Raw genomic sequence first — 16,252 nt, 5'->3', positions numbered from 1 at the left:
AATTATAGCACATAAATTGCGCAAAGCTAGATAGAATAATCCTACATTTTAAAAATTAAATAACTTTAATTGGCATTAACCAATTTTATTAACTGTAATATATAAATCATTTATAGAGTTAGATAAAGTATTGGCCATAATGTAAAAATCCGCTTCAAGTCGTTTATCAAACTCATCAGAACCAATATCTTCATTTTCGTCCATTATAATAGAATCAAATTTTACTTTTTTCAATGTAAAGTCTGGGTTTATAATAAAATTGATACCACGTTCATCAATAATTTTAAGTTTGGTTACCCATTTACCAGAATCTAAATGAACTAACATTTCGTCGCTAGTAATATCTTGGTTTTTACAGTTAATAATTCCATTACCTTCCAGTGGATCTTTTAATTCAGCTTCATCACCTAGTATAAAAGGAGGGAAATTTAACTTTTCTTTAACCCAAGTAGTCATTATCTTTTCAAGTGGTTTATCAATTGATAATGGGGTTAATGCTAAAGATCCAAGCTCTTTACGTAAAATTGCTAAAATATCTTCAGCTAGTTTAAAACTACTACAATCAATAATAATTCTTCTATTTTCAGTATCGATCCATAACCAATAATGGTTATATTTACTAAATGCTCTAGGCATTAAATCGATCATTACTTCATCTTTTAGTGTTGCTTTTTCATTTTTGCTGAGCTTTCGACTTAATGCTTTCTCTTGTTTATCAATTTTATCAATTAGTGCTTGTTTAATTACTGGCGCTGGTAATATTTTAGTTTCTTTTTTAATCCGTAACAGTAAATGTCCTTGCATATCAATAATGAAATTATCTAAGTTATTATCATTATAAGGCGAAACCCATCCCATCTTAGTGGTATCTAAATTACCGCACGGCGAAAATGAAGCCGATTTAAGCGCTTGTTCAATAGTTTGTTTATCAAGTAAATTGTCATTATTAAGTTGGTAAATAATTGCGTTTTTAAACCAAAGCATAGTGTTATATTTCCAAAAATTTGCTTTATGAAGTTTATTTTATCATAACGATTTATAATAAAAATTTCATAGACGATAATATATTATCGCCTTAGTAATAAGATTTGATAAAAAATTCTTTAAAATTTATAAGATACACCCATATAAATAGATGTTACCGTACTATCATCAACCATTGGGCTATCGGCTGCATCGCCTGTTAGTTTATCAATATGGACTCCACCAAAGGTTGCAATATTATCTGTTAACGAATATTGAGCCGCAATTTCAAAGTAAGGCGTAAAAGAGCTATCAGCATTGAAATAACCTAAGCCTGAACGTGCAGATTCTTTGTGCGAAATCCCATAATAATAGTCATTATGTTTATTATTTGCCCAATTTATACCGATAGTTGGTGCAACAATCAAATTATTTTCAATATAAGGCACAGTATAATCAGCATTAACTAAAATACTATTACTATTATCAAGGATATCAGCGCCAATACTACTAGAAAAAATTCCCCAATTGGTATTAAGTGAATATTCAATATCAGCAAGTAGGGTTGAGTGGCGGCTATCAAGCTGTTTTAGTTTATGATTATCAGAATCGTGAGGTTTAAATTCATTAGCTAAATAGCGAGCGCCAAAGGATAGACTTTGATTATCATCATTGAGTGCATAAACTCCAGCAGAAAGATCATCAATAAAAAACGAGCCATTGTCATAATCAATGTGTGGTATAGGATAGTAGTTTGAACTATAACTTTTATATGGTGAAGTTGACCAACCTAGACCGATTCCCAATGAGTTAGATTCTGCTGATACAATTTGCGTATATCCTAGAGAACACATTGATAATAGCGAAATTATACAGCTTATTCTTTTCATTTTAATACCTATTCATAGTGATATGGTTTACGAGAGCTATTGTGATTTCTTTATCTCAAGTCTGTCGTCACAAAATCTATACAGTAATTGTACATTGTTACAATCACTTTTCTCCGATAATAATGCCACATTTTGTCATATTTGAATATGGATTAGTGAGATAAATTATGAGTAAACCAACTAAAGAAATGATTAACAGTCGCCCTGACGACGCAGTATTATTAGCTGATGAAGCAAAATATTGCTCATTTGGTGATACCGTGCATTACGTTGAACCACCGAAGATTTTTGATGGCTGTGAAGGTAGCTACATGTATGATAAAGAAGGTAAAGCCTTTCTTGATTTACAAATGTGGTACTCAGCTTGTAACTTTGGTTATGCCAATGAGCGTCTAAATAATGTACTTAAAAAACAAATCGATACTTTACCGCAATGTGCAAGTCAGTATCTTCATCCAACTAAAATTGAATTAGCAAAAACTATTGCTCAAGGTATGGAAAAACGATTTGGTTACCAAGGCCGTGTGCATTTTAATGTTGGTGGTTCACAATGTATTGAAGATTCATTAAAAGTAGTGCGTAATGCTACCGGCGGTAAATCACTAATGTTTGCTTTCCAAGGTGGTTACCATGGTCGTACTCTTGGTGCATCATCAATCACTTCAAGTTATCGTTATCGTCGTCGTTATGGTCATTTTGGTGATCGTGCTATGTTTGTTCCTTTCCCATATCCATTCCGTCGCCCTAAAGGAATGACTTCAGAAGAATATGGTGAACATTTAGTCGCTGAATTTGCTCGTTTATTCGAAACAGAATATCACGGAGTTTGGGATCCAAAAGTTGGACAAGCTGAATATGCAGCATTTTATGCAGAACCATTACAAGCAACGGGTGGTTATATTGTTCCGCCTCGTAACTACTTTAAAGGTCTGAAAAAAGTTTTAGATCAATATGGTATTTTATTAGTCGTTGATGAAATTCAGATGGGCTTTTATCGTACTGGTAAACTATGGTCAATCGAACACTTTGATGTTAAACCTGATGTAGTTGTGTTCGCTAAAGCATTAACTAATGGTTTAAATCCACTTGGAGGATTATGGGCTCGAGAAGAGTTAATTAATCCTGAAGTATTCCCAGTTGGTTCAACACATTCAACTTTTGCTTCAAATCCATTAGGTACTGCGGTTGGTTTAGAAGTATTAAAAATGACTTCAGAAACCGATTACGAAAAAATGGTGATGGAAAGTGGTGCATACTTCCTTGAAGGATTAAAAACACTTGAGAAGAAACATAAAGAAATTGGTGAGGTTGATGGCTTAGGTCTTGCACTACGTGCTGAGATTTGTACCGATGACGGTTTTACAGCTAACAAAGCATTAGTTGATAAAATGGTTGATATCGGTATGTCAGGTGATCTTGATTGGAAAGGTAATAAAATGGGCTTAGTGCTTGATATTGGTGGTTATTACAAAAATGTTATCACTTTTGCTCCTTCATTACATATTACTCGTCAAGAAATCGATCAAGGTATTGAATTACTTGACCAATTAATTACTCGAGCTAAAAAAGAACTTTAAGTCTTAAAGCAAAATAATCCCGCTAATATGTGTTAGCGGGATTCTAGTTATACCCGATCCTTTATAGAAAGTTATGCGATATATTAACCAACTAGAACCAAATGAACTAATCAATAATTTTATTTCTCATCCACCACAAGAATTTACAAGCTGGATGAGTGAAGATGGCGTGCCAGCTTTTTCTGCTAAGTTTGATTTGCTCACAACTGCCGATAATGATTTTAAACATAAAGTTCATAAATTGCCTTTTTATCGGAAATGGCGACATTGGTTACAACCAAGGACATGTTTTGTCGGAACGACAGTTTCTGAATACAGCTTGTTAACTGATAAAGTGAATGCGCAGCAATTAGCTGATAATGTTAAAACGGCATATGCAAAGAAATATCCTTTTACTATTGTAAAAGATTTACCTTCTGACTCGCCTTTACTTAGTAAGCAGGATAATCAATATTCTAAACAGGTTATTGGTTCATTAAAAGATAATGGTTTTATTGAGGTTGAAGGACAAGCTTTAGCGTGGGTTCCAATCGATTTTGAATCGATAAATGACTTTTTGGCAAAATTATCCTATAGCCGTCGTAAGAATTTAAGAAGAAAACTTAAGTCACGTGAAAAATTAGAGATTAATATTTTACAAACTGGTGATGACTGTTTTTTTGATGATGCTAATCTTGATTTATATTATCAGCTTTATCTTAATGTATATGAACAAAGTGAAGTCCATTTTGATTTATTAACCAAGCCATTTTTTGTCCAATTATTGCAAAGTAAAGCAGCAAATGGGCGTATTTTCACTTATCACTATAATGGCCAATTAATTGGTTATAACATCTGTTTTGTGGTGAATAATGTTCTAATTGATAAGTATATTGGTATGGTTTATCCGCAGGCACGGGAATTGAATCTCTATTTTGTTAGCTGGTTTGTTAATCTTGAATATGCGTTACAACAGAAACTAAGTAGTTATGTCGCCGGTTGGACAGATCCCGAAGTTAAAGCTTCGTTAGGTGCTAGTTTTACTTTAACCAAACATCTAGTTTATATTCGAAATCCTCTGTTAAGAGTAATTTTACGTAAATTAATAGGCCATTTTGAAACCGATAAGGAGAAAGTAGCATGACATTGCCGGTTATCCTTAATTTTGATCAAAGCGTAGGTGAAATTAATGACGCTAAAACGATTGATTTCACGCAGTGGCAAGATGTAATTCGTTTTGGTTGTAATGAAAAAAATTTCCAAAAATTTAAAATGCAATTACAACAAGCATTACCAGAAAACTATGGCACAGTATTGATGGGGAGCGGTGATTATCATCATATTTCGTTATTACTAATTGAGCAACTTGCTAAGCAATATTCAGCAGATAATCCAATTGAAGTGATTATTTTTGATAATCATCCAGACAATATGCGTTATCTATTTGGAGTGCACTGTGGCTCATGGGTGAGCTATGTAGCAAGTTTACCATTCGTGAGTCATGTCCATGTGTTAGGCATAACCTCTAATGATATTGGCTTATGGCATTTTTGGGAAAATAGATGGTCACCACTTTTTCATAAAAAACTGACCTATTGGAGCTTAGATGTCAATGTTTCTTGGGCGAAAAGAATTGGTTTAAATCATGCTTTTCGTCATTTTGATTCGCCTGATGATTTGATTACCCAGTTTTTATCTGAGCAATATCGTAATACTAAGCCAATATATTTATCGATAGATAAAGACGTATTAAGTGAAGAGGTTATTCATACTAATTGGGATCAAGGAAAACTGCAAACCTATCACTTACTAGATACTATTTCCTCAATTAAACCACGAATTATTGGTAGTGATATCACTGGTGAATTATCAATATGGCAACCGAAAAGCTGGTTTAAACGATTACTTAGTTCATTAGATAAACAACCAGAAATATCATTAGAAAACTTAAATGATTGGCAACAAGAACAACATCAACTCAATTTAACATTATTAAATGCTTTAAAAGCCTAGTATTGTTACTCTGTTATTCTTCAATGAAATATAGCTAGGCTTGATTTTTGATTTAGATTTGATTAATAACTATTATGAATGTTTTTATTAGTTAGTTTACTTTCTGCCAATGCTAGAAACATAATTCCTGAAACAATCAATATTGTTCCGATTAACTTAAATAATGTTATTGGTTCATTAAATAACCAAACTGATGCAATCATTACCGTGACGACTTCGAAATGAGACGCTGCAAAAGCAGGTCCTACAGGTGCTTTTTTTAATAAAGTCATCCAAGTGAAGAAAGTAAAAATATAACCCGCAATTGATACATAAATCCAATGGCCAGAAAACACCCTAACAATCCATTCAAAACTCATCGCAAGCGGTTGAGCATGCTCTGCAGCCAATTTGAAACTGCACTGGGCAATAGTGTCAAACATTAGTAATACGGTAAAACCAATCAAATAGAACTTAGCCATATTAAGACATCCCCACAAAAATAACACCAGCAGTTATTAATAACATGCCAATAATGCGATAAAGGGTGAGTAATTCTTTGAAAAGAATTCGACCGACTAACATGATAGTAATAATATTGAATGAGGCGAGTAATACGCCTTGTGAAAGTGGCACTAAGGTTAAAAAGGCTAGCCATAATAAAAATTCGGCAATGTAAGAGGCTATTCCTACCCAAATCCAATGATTTTTAGCCAAATCCAACCAATAGTACCAACCATCTCGATTGGTCGGTGATATTGCCGCATATTTAAAGGCAACTTGTCCTAAAGTATCAAAACAGATATTACTAACCCAAAGAAAAATAACTAAGGATGACATTATGCTTGATTTCCTTCTACAATATGATTAAAGAATGAAGCACATTCTTTAATCACTTCTCGGCGTTGGCTATCAATGGTAATTAAATGGTAACTATCATTTAATACGATTAACTGTTTTGGGCCTGATACGTGTTTTTCAACTAGTTTTGCATTTGTTTCAATATTGGCAATGTCATCATTACCTGAATGCATAATTAAACACGGCGAGGTAACTTTAGGTAACTCCTGACGCATATGTTTAGCCAATAACTGCATTTCAGCTAAAGCTGGGAAAGGGTTACCTGCCAATCCAGCAGATGCTGCATCACCACTTAACATACTTTCAGATACAACGGCTCGAATCCGTTCATCCTTAAGGCCATAAGGTGGTTTTTCAATAAAAGATACTTTTTGAAAAATACCAAGTTTTTTGAAATAGACTAATAAAAAGAAGAATTTTTTAGCCCAAAATGGCATGCTCCAGCCATCATAAGAAAATGTAGGCGCTAAAACACCAACACCTTTCACTTGATTGGGACGATCGGCAGCTAATTTTAACGCTAATAATGCGCCCATAGATAAACCTGCGACAAACAGATTATCAACATGTTGAGCTAAATAATCAGCACCATCTTGAACACTTTTATACCAATCTTGCCAAGTTGTTTTACATAGATCTGCTTCTGTACCACAGTGACCAGCTAGCTGTATTGCATACACAGTAAATCCAGCTTTATGTAAACCATTGGCTAAAATACGCATTTCATTTGGTGTACCAGTTAAACCGTGAATTAATAGCACGCCATTTTTATTACCAGGTAAAAAATAAGATAAATCTTCAATTGTACTCATTATTATTCCTTTATTTTACCGCCATGACTGGAATTAGTGTTTGTTGCATCTGTTTTAATGCTTCGGTTACATCAGCAAAGCTCTCAATAGCACTGTGCTTAATATTGTTTTTTTCACAGTAATTAATCAACTTATCTTTGGCGAAAACCAGATCTACATGATGAGAAACGCAAAAATCAGAAGTACCATCACCAACATATAGTATCTGAGGGAAATGTTGCTGTTGTTTAACATGATTGCATTTGCAGTTACCACTTTGTTTAATACAATCCTTATTGGCAAATGGGAACTCTAGGCGCCAACTTCGTTGATTATTATGCATTAACTTATTGGCATAAATAGGTAGATGCTCAATACCATGACGTTTTAAGACAAATTGGATAGCATAATCTAAGCCGTCACTAACTACATGAACTGGAATATGATTTTTTTCGGTGTAATTAATAAATGCTTTAAAATTATCATCAATTTCAATTTTTGCTAATGCTTGATTGAGTTCATCCAGACTAGCATCCATTAATGCAATCTGTTTACTCATACATTCTTGAGAGCCGATTTTGCCGCTAAGCCATAATTCCTCAAGTTCATCACAACCATCTTGACCGAATTGGCTAAGTAAAGTATCAGTAACATCTTTAACACTAATTGTGCCATCAAAATCACATAAAATAATAGGGTTTTGGTGGTGAGTATAAGATGGCTGAAAAAGGTGATTAGTAATTGATGAAAAAGTATTCATAGTTAACGTAAAAATTGCTTAGTTATAGATATTGGCGCCAATTCTCTCATATAGCGGTCGTAAACTTTGTAGGCTCTTTGTATATCTTTTGTAACGAGGCTTCATTTACCTGTATAATAAGGTATTTTGAAGTACACATTATACGGTAAAGAGAGCCGAAAATGAGTGAACGTATATTAATCATCGAAGATGATGAAAGATTAGCCAATTTAATCCAAGTTTATTTAATCCGTCAGGGGTATATGGTTGATTGGCATAATAGTGGTGCCGGTGCCGAAGAAAAAATACAACAGATCAACCCCGATCTAGTTATTTTAGATGTCATGCTACCAGAAAAATCTGGATTCGATATATGTCGAGATATACGTTCGTGGTTTACAAACTATATTTTGATTATGACCGCGAGTGAAGACAACATTGATGAAATTGTCGGTTTAGAGTTAGGTGCAGATGATTATTTAGCTAAACCTGTAGAACCGCGGTTATTACTTGCTCGTATTCGTGCATTGTTACGGCGAAAACAGATCGAAACCGATAAAGAAAGCTATAAGGAACTAATAACTTCGTTTAACAATAATAGTCTGGTCTTTGATAATTTAGTTATTGATGGTGAAAATCGAAGAGTGTTATTAGATGGGCAAGATATCGATTTGACTACGGCAGAATTTGATTTACTTTGGTTATTAGCAAATAACGCCGGTAAGATTTTATCGCGAGACGATATATTTTCTCAAGTAAGAGGTATTGATTTTGACGGTAGCGATCGTTCTATTGATGCGCGTATTTCTCGATTACGACGCAAATTACTAGATGATCCTGACAACTCATCGCGGATTAAAACCGTGCGCGGAAAAGGCTATCTATTTATGCGTGAAGGGGAAAACCATTGAAACAATTATTAGCTAAACCGCTATTCTTCAATCGCCGTATCGTTTTTTATCTCGTTATTTTGCTTTCATTACAATGTATTATTGCTTATGGTGCATTATTAGTATTCGATTCATTGCCTTCGTCATTGACTGATATGCCTGATGATCATATTGTTTTTCGTGAATCACAACGTGGAACTGTCAACTTAATTCGTAAACACATTGATGAAAATAAGCAACGTCCATTGCAAGAAGTAGTGAATGAATTACAGCCTTCTTTTGGTTATCCAATAAAAGTTTTACCAGAACAGACTATCTTGTCTCATTCCGTTAAAAAAGAGTTAGAAAAACTCGGTTTTGCTTATGATGGTGATGACGAGGTTGTCTATATTGATTTAAAGGATGGACATCTATTGCAACTAGGTCCGATTTTAATGCGCGATATATTAGAATCGAATACCATGTCGTTGAGTGTATTTCTTATTATTTGGGCCTTGTTTAGTGCCATTATCTTTTTTATTTTAATCTATTTTGCTTTTAGTGCTGTTTGGAAAGATCTGGTTAATATTCGTCAAACCGCAGAGCAATTGGGGCAGGGAAATTTAAAAGCACGTACTGAAAATGTGAAAGGTTGGTTATTCAAACCGTTAGCTAATGTACTTAATAACATGGGGACTCACATAGAACATTTAGTTAGTACCAATCAAACGATTTCGCATGCAATGGCTCATGAACTTCGCACGCCACTTGCACGGATGCGATTTGAGTTAAGTATGCTTGAAGAGTCTACTGATGAGCATGAAAAAGCATTACTGCAAAAAGGGATGAGCGATGATATTGACGAACTTGAAACGCTAATTAATGCCAGCTTGAATTATTTCAAAATGCAGCAGAGTAACATCGAATTAAATCTTACTAATGTATCGTTGAAAGAATGGGGCGAAAAAGTTTGTCAATCATTAGCACTATTTAAACCAGAAGGGTTTGAGCTAGTTTGTAATAGTCAAGATGTAGAAGCCAAAATTGATACTAATTTGGCTGAAACTATTGTCAAAAATTTACTACTCAATGCGTTTAAATATGCTGCACATAAAGCTGTGTTGAATATCACGAAACAGGATCATCGAGTGATTTTAGAGATTGATGATGATGGGACAGGTATTCCTTTTGATGCTCGTGAAAAAATTTTTATGCCTTTTGCTCGACTTGATACTAGCCGCACACGTTCAACTGGCGGATATGGGTTAGGGCTTGCTTATGTAAAATTAATGGCTGAATTCCACGACGGTAAAGCCTTTGTGGTGACGAGTCCATTAGGGGGCGCTAGATTTGTGGTTTCGATAAAATCAGGTGATGAATAATCAAGCCAGATTTAATAAAATTTAATCAAAAACTATTAAGAAAGATATAGATTTAAATAACAATATTTTTTAGATAACTTAAAACTCTTGTTTTAACGTTTCGAAAAAACAAAAAATTTGTTATATTCTTTGGTCAAATGATAAAAGAGAAAAATCTCATTTCTAAATTGGTCATGAGTAAACATATATAATTAGAGGTTTTTTTATGAGCGGTGTATTACCGACAGAGAACGAAACTCGTCCAACTAACTTTATTCGTCAAATTATTGATGCAGATCTTGCGGCTGGAAAATATAAAACAACCCATACCCGTTTTCCACCTGAACCTAATGGCTATCTACATATTGGTCATGCAAAATCTATCTGTTTAAATTTCGGAATTGCGCAAGATTATCAGGGTAAATGTAATTTACGCTTTGATGATACCAATCCTGCCAAAGAAGATATCGAATACGTTGAATCTATAAAAGAAGATGTTCGTTGGTTAGGATTCCAGTGGGATGGTGAAATTTGTTACTCATCTGACTATTTTGACCGTTTATATGAATATGCAATAGAACTGATTAATAAAGGTCTTGCTTATGTTGATGAGTTGTCTGCTGATGAAATCCGCGAATATCGTGGAACATTAACACAAGCAGGTAAAAATAGCCCTTATCGTGATCGAAGCATTGAAGAAAACCTAGCATTATTCATCCAAATGAAAGAAGGTAAATTTGCAGAAGGTAAAGCTTGTTTAAGAGCAAAAATCGATATGGCATCACCATTTATTGTTATGCGTGATCCCGTGTTATATCGTATAAAATTTGCTGAGCACCACCAAACAGGCAATAAATGGTGTATTTATCCAATGTATGATTTTACACATTGTATCTCGGATGCTATTGAAAATATAACCCATTCACTTTGTACACTTGAGTTTCAAGATAATCGTCGTTTGTACGATTGGGTTTTAGATAATATTACTATTGAAGCAAGACCGCATCAGTATGAGTTTTCAAGATTAAATCTTGAATATGCGATTACTTCTAAACGAAAATTAACCCAGTTAGTTTCTGAACAAATTGTTGACGGGTGGAATGATCCTCGGATGCCTACCGTATCGGGTCTGCGTCGCCGTGGTTATACACCGGCATCAATTCGTGAATTTTGTCATCGAATTGGTGTAACTAAACAAGAAAATACCGTTGAAATGAGTACACTTGAGTTCTGTATTCGTGAAGATCTCAATGAAAATGCGCCACGAGCAATGGCGGTACTGGATCCTGTTAAAGTTGTCATTGAAAACTTTTCGGAAACACTAGATGAAGTACTTAGCATGCCAAATCACCCTAATCGCCCAGAATTAGGTCATCGAGAAGTGACATTCACGCGTGAAATTTATATAGATCGAGCTGATTTTAGGGAAGAAGCTAATAAAAATTATAAGCGTTTAGTATTAGGTAAAGAAGTTCGCTTGCGTAATGCTTATGTGATACGAGCAGAGCGTGTTGAAAAAGATGCGGACGGTAATATTCAAACTATTTATTGTAGTTATGATCCTGCCACATTAAATAAAAATCCTGAAGATGGACGTAAAGTTAAAGGAGTTATTCACTGGGTGTCAGCTAAATTTGCTAAGCCAGCTGAAATTCGTCTTTATGACCGGCTATTTAATACTCCAAATCCAGGTAGTGCAGAGGACTTTTTATCAACCATCAATCCAAATTCATTAATTATTAAACATGGGTTTGTTGAACCTAGTTTGCAAAAAGCTGAAGCAGAACAAGCTTATCAATTTGAACGTGAAGGTTATTTTTGTCTTGATAGTAAATATGCCACTGAAGATAATTTAGTATTTAATCGAACAGTGGGATTAAGAGACAGTTGGAACGAAGCTTAATCATAATCAATACGCCAACTCTAGTTGGCGTATTAATCTACTCTACTTTATATTTTTATTGATATCATCGTCAGAAGGTTAGTTTGGCTTACTTTTGCCGTATGAATATAATCCTTATAATAATGATTACTAACTGATTGTAATTAAAAAATTTCTTAATTTAATAATAAACATTAAAGATTTATTTTAAAAAATTGTAGTGTTTTAAATAATCATAAAAAGCCGAATTGAGCGTTAAAAAACCCCTTTCCTCAAAATTCTTTGATTACATTATATTATGATTTTTAAGATAGCCTCTTTGGTCAGTTTATTTTATAATGTTGTTCTATTTTTTTCCTATTTTGGCTTAAAAAGAGTACTCTTAGCATGAAAATTTTAGCTGGTTCTTCTGCTCTATCTGCATTTCGTATTAATAAAATTTTATCCTCTTGTCGTGAACAATCTATCCCTATAACAAATATTGAAGCCCAATACATTCACTTTATTGATTTAAGTGCTGAATTAACTGTTCAACAACAATTAACCTTAGATAAGTTGTTACAATATGGCCCTAAAAGTGCACAAATAGATGTCGAAGATAAAACCAGTAAAATACTCTTTTTAGTTACTCCACGCGAAGGTACTATTTCGCCATGGTCATCTAAAGCTACTGATATTGCACATAATTGTGGATTATCACAAATCCATCGAATAGAACGAGGTATTGCTTATTATGTGCAAGCTAGTTCTCCGTTAACTGATTGTCAAAAAAATGCTTTTCTGGGCTTGATACATGACCGAATGATGGAGACCGTTTTAAGCAGTTTTGAGCAAGCTGAACAATTATTTAGGGTTGATCAACCCAAACCAGTAACAATTATTGATTTGTTAGGACAAGGTCGTCAAGCATTAGAGGAAGCTAATCTAAAATTAGGTTTGGCTTTAGCACCAGATGAAATTGACTATTTGGTTGAGAATTTTCAGAAATTAAACCGTAATCCGACTGACATTGAGCTTTATATGTTTGGTCAAGCAAACTCTGAACATTGTCGTCATAAAATATTTAATGCTGATTGGATTATTGATGGTGTTAAACAACCAAAATCATTATTTAAAATGATCAAAAATACTTTTGAACATACGCCAGATTATGTGTCATCCGCTTATAAGGATAATGCCGCTGTTATGGATGGTTCGAAAGTTGGACGATTCTTTGCTGATTATGATAATCGAAGCTATGATTATCATCAGGAATATGCCGATATTTTAATGAAGGTGGAAACCCATAATCACCCAACGGCAATATCACCTTGGCCGGGTGCGGCAACCGGTAGTGGTGGTGAGATTCGTGATGAGGGAGCGACCGGAAAAGGTGCCAAGCCCAAAGCAGGATTAGTAGGTTTTTCGGTTTCGAATCTGCGTATTCCTAATTTTGAACAACCTTGGGAACAAGATTTTGGTAAACCCGATCGAATTGTAAGTGCTTTCGATATTATGATGGATGGACCTTTAGGTGGCGCGGCATTTAATAATGAATTCGGTCGCCCAGCATTATTAGGTTATTTCCGTACTTATGAAGAGAAAGTTAATAGCTTTAATGGTGAAGAAGTCAGAGGCTATCATAAACCGATTATGTTAGCCGGTGGTATAGGAAATATTCGTCGAGAACACATTCAAAAAGGTGAATTTCCTATCGGCTCCAAATTAATTGTATTAGGTGGGCCTGCCATGAATATTGGTCTAGGTGGTGGTGCGGCCTCATCTATGACATCAGGACAATCAGATGCTGATCTTGATTTTGCTTCAGTTCAACGTGATAACCCAGAAATGGAGCGTCGTTGCCAAGAAGTGATAGATCGTTGTTGGCAACTTGGTGAGAAAAATCCAATTTTATTTATTCATGATGTTGGTGCTGGTGGTTTGTCCAATGCGATGCCTGAACTAGTTAGTGATGGTGGTTGTGGCGGTCAATTTGAATTGCGCAAAATACTAAGTGATGAACCCGGAATGTCACCGTTAGAAATTTGGTGTAATGAATCACAAGAGCGCTATGTACTGGCTATTCACCCAGAAAGCTTAGAATTGTTTGATGAACTTTGTAAGCGTGAACGTACACCTTATGCAGTAATTGGTGAAGCTACAATTAATAAAGCGGTCGTGTTACATGATGAACATTTTAATAATAATCCAATAGATTTACCGTTAGACGTGCTATTGGGTAAAACGCCAAAAATGTTACGAGATGTTAAATCTAGCCAAGCAGAAGGTGATCATTTTTCAACATCCGATATCAATTTATATGATGTGGTAAAACGAGTATTACATTTGCCAGTTGTGGCGGAAAAAACTTTCTTAATTACCATTGGTGATCGTTCGGTAACAGGTATGGTTGCTCGTGATCAGATGGTTGGACCTTGGCAAGTGCCGGTTGCCGATTGCGCGGTGACAACAGCAAGTTTAGACAGTTATTACGGTGAAGCAATGTCGATGGGGGAGCGTGCCCCGGTTGCTCTACTTAATTTTGCTGCATCAGCTAGATTAGCGGTTGGTGAAGCAATTACCAATATTGCTGCGACAAATATTGGCGACATTAAACGTATTAAGCTTTCAGCTAACTGGATGGCTGCAGCTGGTCATCCAGGTGAAGATGCTGGTCTTTATCAAGCCGTTAAAGCCATTGGTGAAGAGTTATGTCCAGCTTTAGGATTAGCCATTCCGGTTGGTAAAGACTCCATGTCAATGAAAACAACATGGCAACAAGATGGTGAGCAAAAAACGGTAACTTCGCCGTTATCATTGGTAATTTCCGCATTTGCGCGAGTTGAAGATGTGCGTAAAACAGTTACCCCCCAACTTTGTACAGATGAGGATAATCTATTACTATTTATTGATTTATCTAGAGGTCATCAAGCATTAGGGGCTACAGCATTAGCGCAGGTTTATCGTCACCTAGGGCAAAGAACCGCGGATGTTCATGATGCTAAAGAATTAGCCGCTTTTTATCAGGCCATCCAAAGTTTAGTTGTGCAAAATACCTTACTTGCTTACCACGACCGTTCTGATGGTGGTTTATTGGTAACCTTAGCAGAAATGGCATTTGCCGGACATTGTGGTATAGATATTGATATTAATTCACTTGGTAGCGATGTCATTGCCTCACTATTTAATGAAGAACTTGGCGCAGTTATTCAAATTCGTAATGGTGATTTAGAAAAAGTCATGACATGCTTTAAGCAGTTTGGATTATCTCAGGCGATTCATACATTAGGAACCGCTAAAACAGGACAGCAATTTATTATTCGTAATAATAGCGCCGTGGTGTATAGCGAATCGCGATTGACATTAAGAAAATGGTGGGCAGAAACCACTTGGCAAATGCAACGCTTACGTGATAATCCACAATGTGCAGATCAAGAACACCAAGCTAAGCAAAATGATGATGATCCAGGCTTAAATGTTCATCTTACTTTTGATATTGAGCAAGATATTGCTGCACCTTACATAGTCAAAGGCGTGAAGCCTAAAGTTGCAGTTTTACGTGAACAAGGTGTCAATTCACATGTTGAAATGGCAGCAGCATTTGCTCGAGCGGGTTTTGAGTCAATTGATGTCCATATGACTGATTTATTATCAGGTCAAGTGACTTTGAATCAATTTAATACGTTAGTTGCTTGTGGTGGTTTTTCTTATGGCGATGTATTAGGGGCTGGTGAAGGTTGGGCTAAGTCTATTTTATTTAATGAACAAGTCCGTCATGAATTTGAGCAATTCTTCCATCGCAATGATACTTTATCGTTAGGTGTTTGTAATGGCTGCCAGATGATGTCGAATTTAAAAGAACTGATACCAGGTGCTGAGTTATGGCCTCGCTTTGTTCGTAATATATCGGAACGTTTTGAGGCGCGTTTTAGTTTAGTTCAAATTCAATCTAGTCCGTCATTACTATTTACCGATATGGCAGGTTCGCATATGCCGATTGCGGTTTCACATGGTGAAGGTCAAGTTGAAACCCGTGATTTAGCGCATTTAACTGATTTAGAAAACTCAGGTTTGGTTGCCGCACGTTATATTAACCACTTTGGTCAAGTGACAGAGCAGTACCCGGCAAATCCAAATGGTTCACCAAATGGTATTACCGCGGTAACCTCAAGTGATGGTCGAGCAACGATTATGATGCCGCACCCAGAACGAGTATTTAGAACGGTAACCAATTCGTGGCATCCAGATAATTGGGGTGAAGATAGCCCATGGATGAGAATTTTCCGTAATGCTCGTAAGCAACTTAGTTAGTAAAAAAAATCGCCGACAATAGTCGGCGATTTATAAAGATAACTTTATCTTTAACTGT

General features: G+C 35.4%; 13 protein-coding genes. 7 read left to right on the top strand and 6 right to left on the bottom strand.

The genetic code is table 11. From position 1 onward, the window contains the following. Window positions 1-75: 75 nt before the first annotated feature. The gene (locus H3U97_RS07160) at window positions 76-984 is read right to left on the bottom strand and encodes a recombination-associated protein RdgC (protein WP_065577834.1); all 909 of its coding nucleotides are present in this window, start codon (window positions 982-984) and stop codon (window positions 76-78) included. 119 nt (window positions 985-1,103) lie between these two features. Beyond that, a complete protein-coding gene (locus H3U97_RS07155; RefSeq protein WP_081298796.1) occupies window positions 1,104-1,853 on the bottom strand; it encodes a MipA/OmpV family protein in 750 nt (249 codons plus the stop codon). Window positions 1,854-2,020: 167 nt separating this feature from the next. On the opposite strand from H3U97_RS07155, the gene H3U97_RS07150 reads away from it, so the two are divergent. From H3U97_RS07150 to H3U97_RS07140, 3 genes are all read left to right on the top strand, one after another. After that, entirely contained in the window at window positions 2,021-3,430 is a 1,410-nt protein-coding gene (locus tag H3U97_RS07150) for an aspartate aminotransferase family protein (RefSeq protein WP_086356644.1), read from the top strand. Window positions 3,431-3,503: 73 nt separating this feature from the next. Beyond that, a complete protein-coding gene (locus H3U97_RS07145) occupies window positions 3,504-4,553 on the top strand; it encodes a GNAT family N-acetyltransferase (protein WP_198198610.1) in 1,050 nt (349 codons plus the stop codon). Continuing rightward, entirely contained in the window at window positions 4,550-5,422 is an 873-nt protein-coding gene (locus H3U97_RS07140; protein ID WP_086321223.1) for an arginase family protein, read from the top strand. The genes H3U97_RS07145 and H3U97_RS07140 overlap by 4 nt, the downstream gene beginning before the upstream one ends. A 62-nt stretch (window positions 5,423-5,484) precedes the next feature. Here H3U97_RS07140 and H3U97_RS07135 read toward each other — a convergent pair whose 3' ends face one another. The 4 genes from H3U97_RS07135 to H3U97_RS07120 are packed head-to-tail and all read right to left on the bottom strand — an operon-like array spanning window position 5,485 to window position 7,813. Next, on the bottom strand, window positions 5,485-5,883 hold the full coding sequence (locus H3U97_RS07135) for a multidrug efflux SMR transporter (RefSeq protein ID WP_065651308.1): 399 nt from the start codon (window positions 5,881-5,883) through the stop codon (window positions 5,485-5,487). Window position 5,884: 1 nt separating this feature from the next. Beyond that, window positions 5,885-6,241 carry an EamA family transporter gene (locus H3U97_RS07130; RefSeq protein ID WP_034901884.1) on the bottom strand — a complete coding sequence of 119 codons (357 nt, stop codon included), beginning with the start codon at window positions 6,239-6,241 and terminating at the stop codon, window positions 5,885-5,887. After that, window positions 6,241-7,074 carry a carboxylesterase gene (locus tag H3U97_RS07125; RefSeq protein WP_034901882.1) on the bottom strand — a complete coding sequence of 278 codons (834 nt, stop codon included), beginning with the start codon at window positions 7,072-7,074 and terminating at the stop codon, window positions 6,241-6,243. Before H3U97_RS07125 ends, H3U97_RS07130 begins: the two co-directional genes overlap by 1 nt. A 10-nt stretch (window positions 7,075-7,084) precedes the next feature. Then, complete coding sequence (locus H3U97_RS07120; protein ID WP_065577830.1) at window positions 7,085-7,813, bottom strand: MtnX-like HAD-IB family phosphatase; 729 nt, start codon at window positions 7,811-7,813, stop codon at window positions 7,085-7,087. A 161-nt stretch (window positions 7,814-7,974) separates the two neighbouring features. On the opposite strand from H3U97_RS07120, the gene H3U97_RS07115 reads away from it, so the two are divergent. The 4 genes from H3U97_RS07115 (at window position 7,975) to purL (ending at window position 16,194) form a co-directional block, all read left to right on the top strand. Continuing rightward, the gene (locus H3U97_RS07115; protein WP_034901879.1) at window positions 7,975-8,703 is read left to right on the top strand and encodes a response regulator transcription factor; all 729 of its coding nucleotides are present in this window, start codon (window positions 7,975-7,977) and stop codon (window positions 8,701-8,703) included. Continuing rightward, window positions 8,700-10,043, top strand: a complete 1,344-nt coding sequence (locus H3U97_RS07110) for an ATP-binding protein (protein WP_198198609.1) — start codon at window positions 8,700-8,702, stop codon at window positions 10,041-10,043. Before H3U97_RS07115 ends, H3U97_RS07110 begins: the two co-directional genes overlap by 4 nt. A gap of 205 nt (window positions 10,044-10,248) precedes the next feature. Then, entirely contained in the window at window positions 10,249-11,925 is a 1,677-nt protein-coding gene (gene glnS / locus H3U97_RS07105) for a glutamine--tRNA ligase (RefSeq protein ID WP_198198608.1), read from the top strand. 366 nt (window positions 11,926-12,291) lie between these two features. After that, window positions 12,292-16,194 carry a phosphoribosylformylglycinamidine synthase gene (gene purL, locus H3U97_RS07100; RefSeq protein WP_198198607.1) on the top strand — a complete coding sequence of 1,301 codons (3,903 nt, stop codon included), beginning with the start codon at window positions 12,292-12,294 and terminating at the stop codon, window positions 16,192-16,194. Window positions 16,195-16,252: the final 58 nt, after the last annotated feature.

Source organism: Gilliamella sp. W8128 (assembly GCF_016100545.1).
GTDB lineage: Bacteria > Pseudomonadota > Gammaproteobacteria > Enterobacterales > Orbaceae > Gilliamella > Gilliamella apis.
Note: the sequence above shows the minus strand (reverse complement) of the source record. Positions and strands in the feature narration are given on the sequence as shown.

What these genes read in the sequence shown, in the direction of transcription:
- H3U97_RS07160 (WP_065577834.1), bottom strand. Translation starts at nt 984, where the DNA reads ATGCTTTGGTTTAAAAACGCAATTATTTACCAACTTAATAATGACAAT.
- H3U97_RS07155 (WP_081298796.1), bottom strand. Translation starts at nt 1,853, where the DNA reads ATGAAAAGAATAAGCTGTATAATTTCGCTATTATCAATGTGTTCTCTA.
- H3U97_RS07150 (WP_086356644.1), top strand. Translation starts at nt 2,021, where the DNA reads ATGAGTAAACCAACTAAAGAAATGATTAACAGTCGCCCTGACGACGCA.
- H3U97_RS07145 (WP_198198610.1), top strand. Translation starts at nt 3,504, where the DNA reads ATGCGATATATTAACCAACTAGAACCAAATGAACTAATCAATAATTTT.
- H3U97_RS07140 (WP_086321223.1), top strand. Translation starts at nt 4,550, where the DNA reads ATGACATTGCCGGTTATCCTTAATTTTGATCAAAGCGTAGGTGAAATT.
- H3U97_RS07135 (WP_065651308.1), bottom strand. Translation starts at nt 5,883, where the DNA reads ATGGCTAAGTTCTATTTGATTGGTTTTACCGTATTACTAATGTTTGAC.
- H3U97_RS07130 (WP_034901884.1), bottom strand. Translation starts at nt 6,241, where the DNA reads ATGTCATCCTTAGTTATTTTTCTTTGGGTTAGTAATATCTGTTTTGAT.
- H3U97_RS07125 (WP_034901882.1), bottom strand. Translation starts at nt 7,074, where the DNA reads ATGAGTACAATTGAAGATTTATCTTATTTTTTACCTGGTAATAAAAAT.
- H3U97_RS07120 (WP_065577830.1), bottom strand. Translation starts at nt 7,813, where the DNA reads ATGAATACTTTTTCATCAATTACTAATCACCTTTTTCAGCCATCTTAT.
- H3U97_RS07115 (WP_034901879.1), top strand. Translation starts at nt 7,975, where the DNA reads ATGAGTGAACGTATATTAATCATCGAAGATGATGAAAGATTAGCCAAT.
- glnS (WP_198198608.1), top strand. Translation starts at nt 10,249, where the DNA reads ATGAGCGGTGTATTACCGACAGAGAACGAAACTCGTCCAACTAACTTT.
- purL (WP_198198607.1), top strand. Translation starts at nt 12,292, where the DNA reads ATGAAAATTTTAGCTGGTTCTTCTGCTCTATCTGCATTTCGTATTAAT.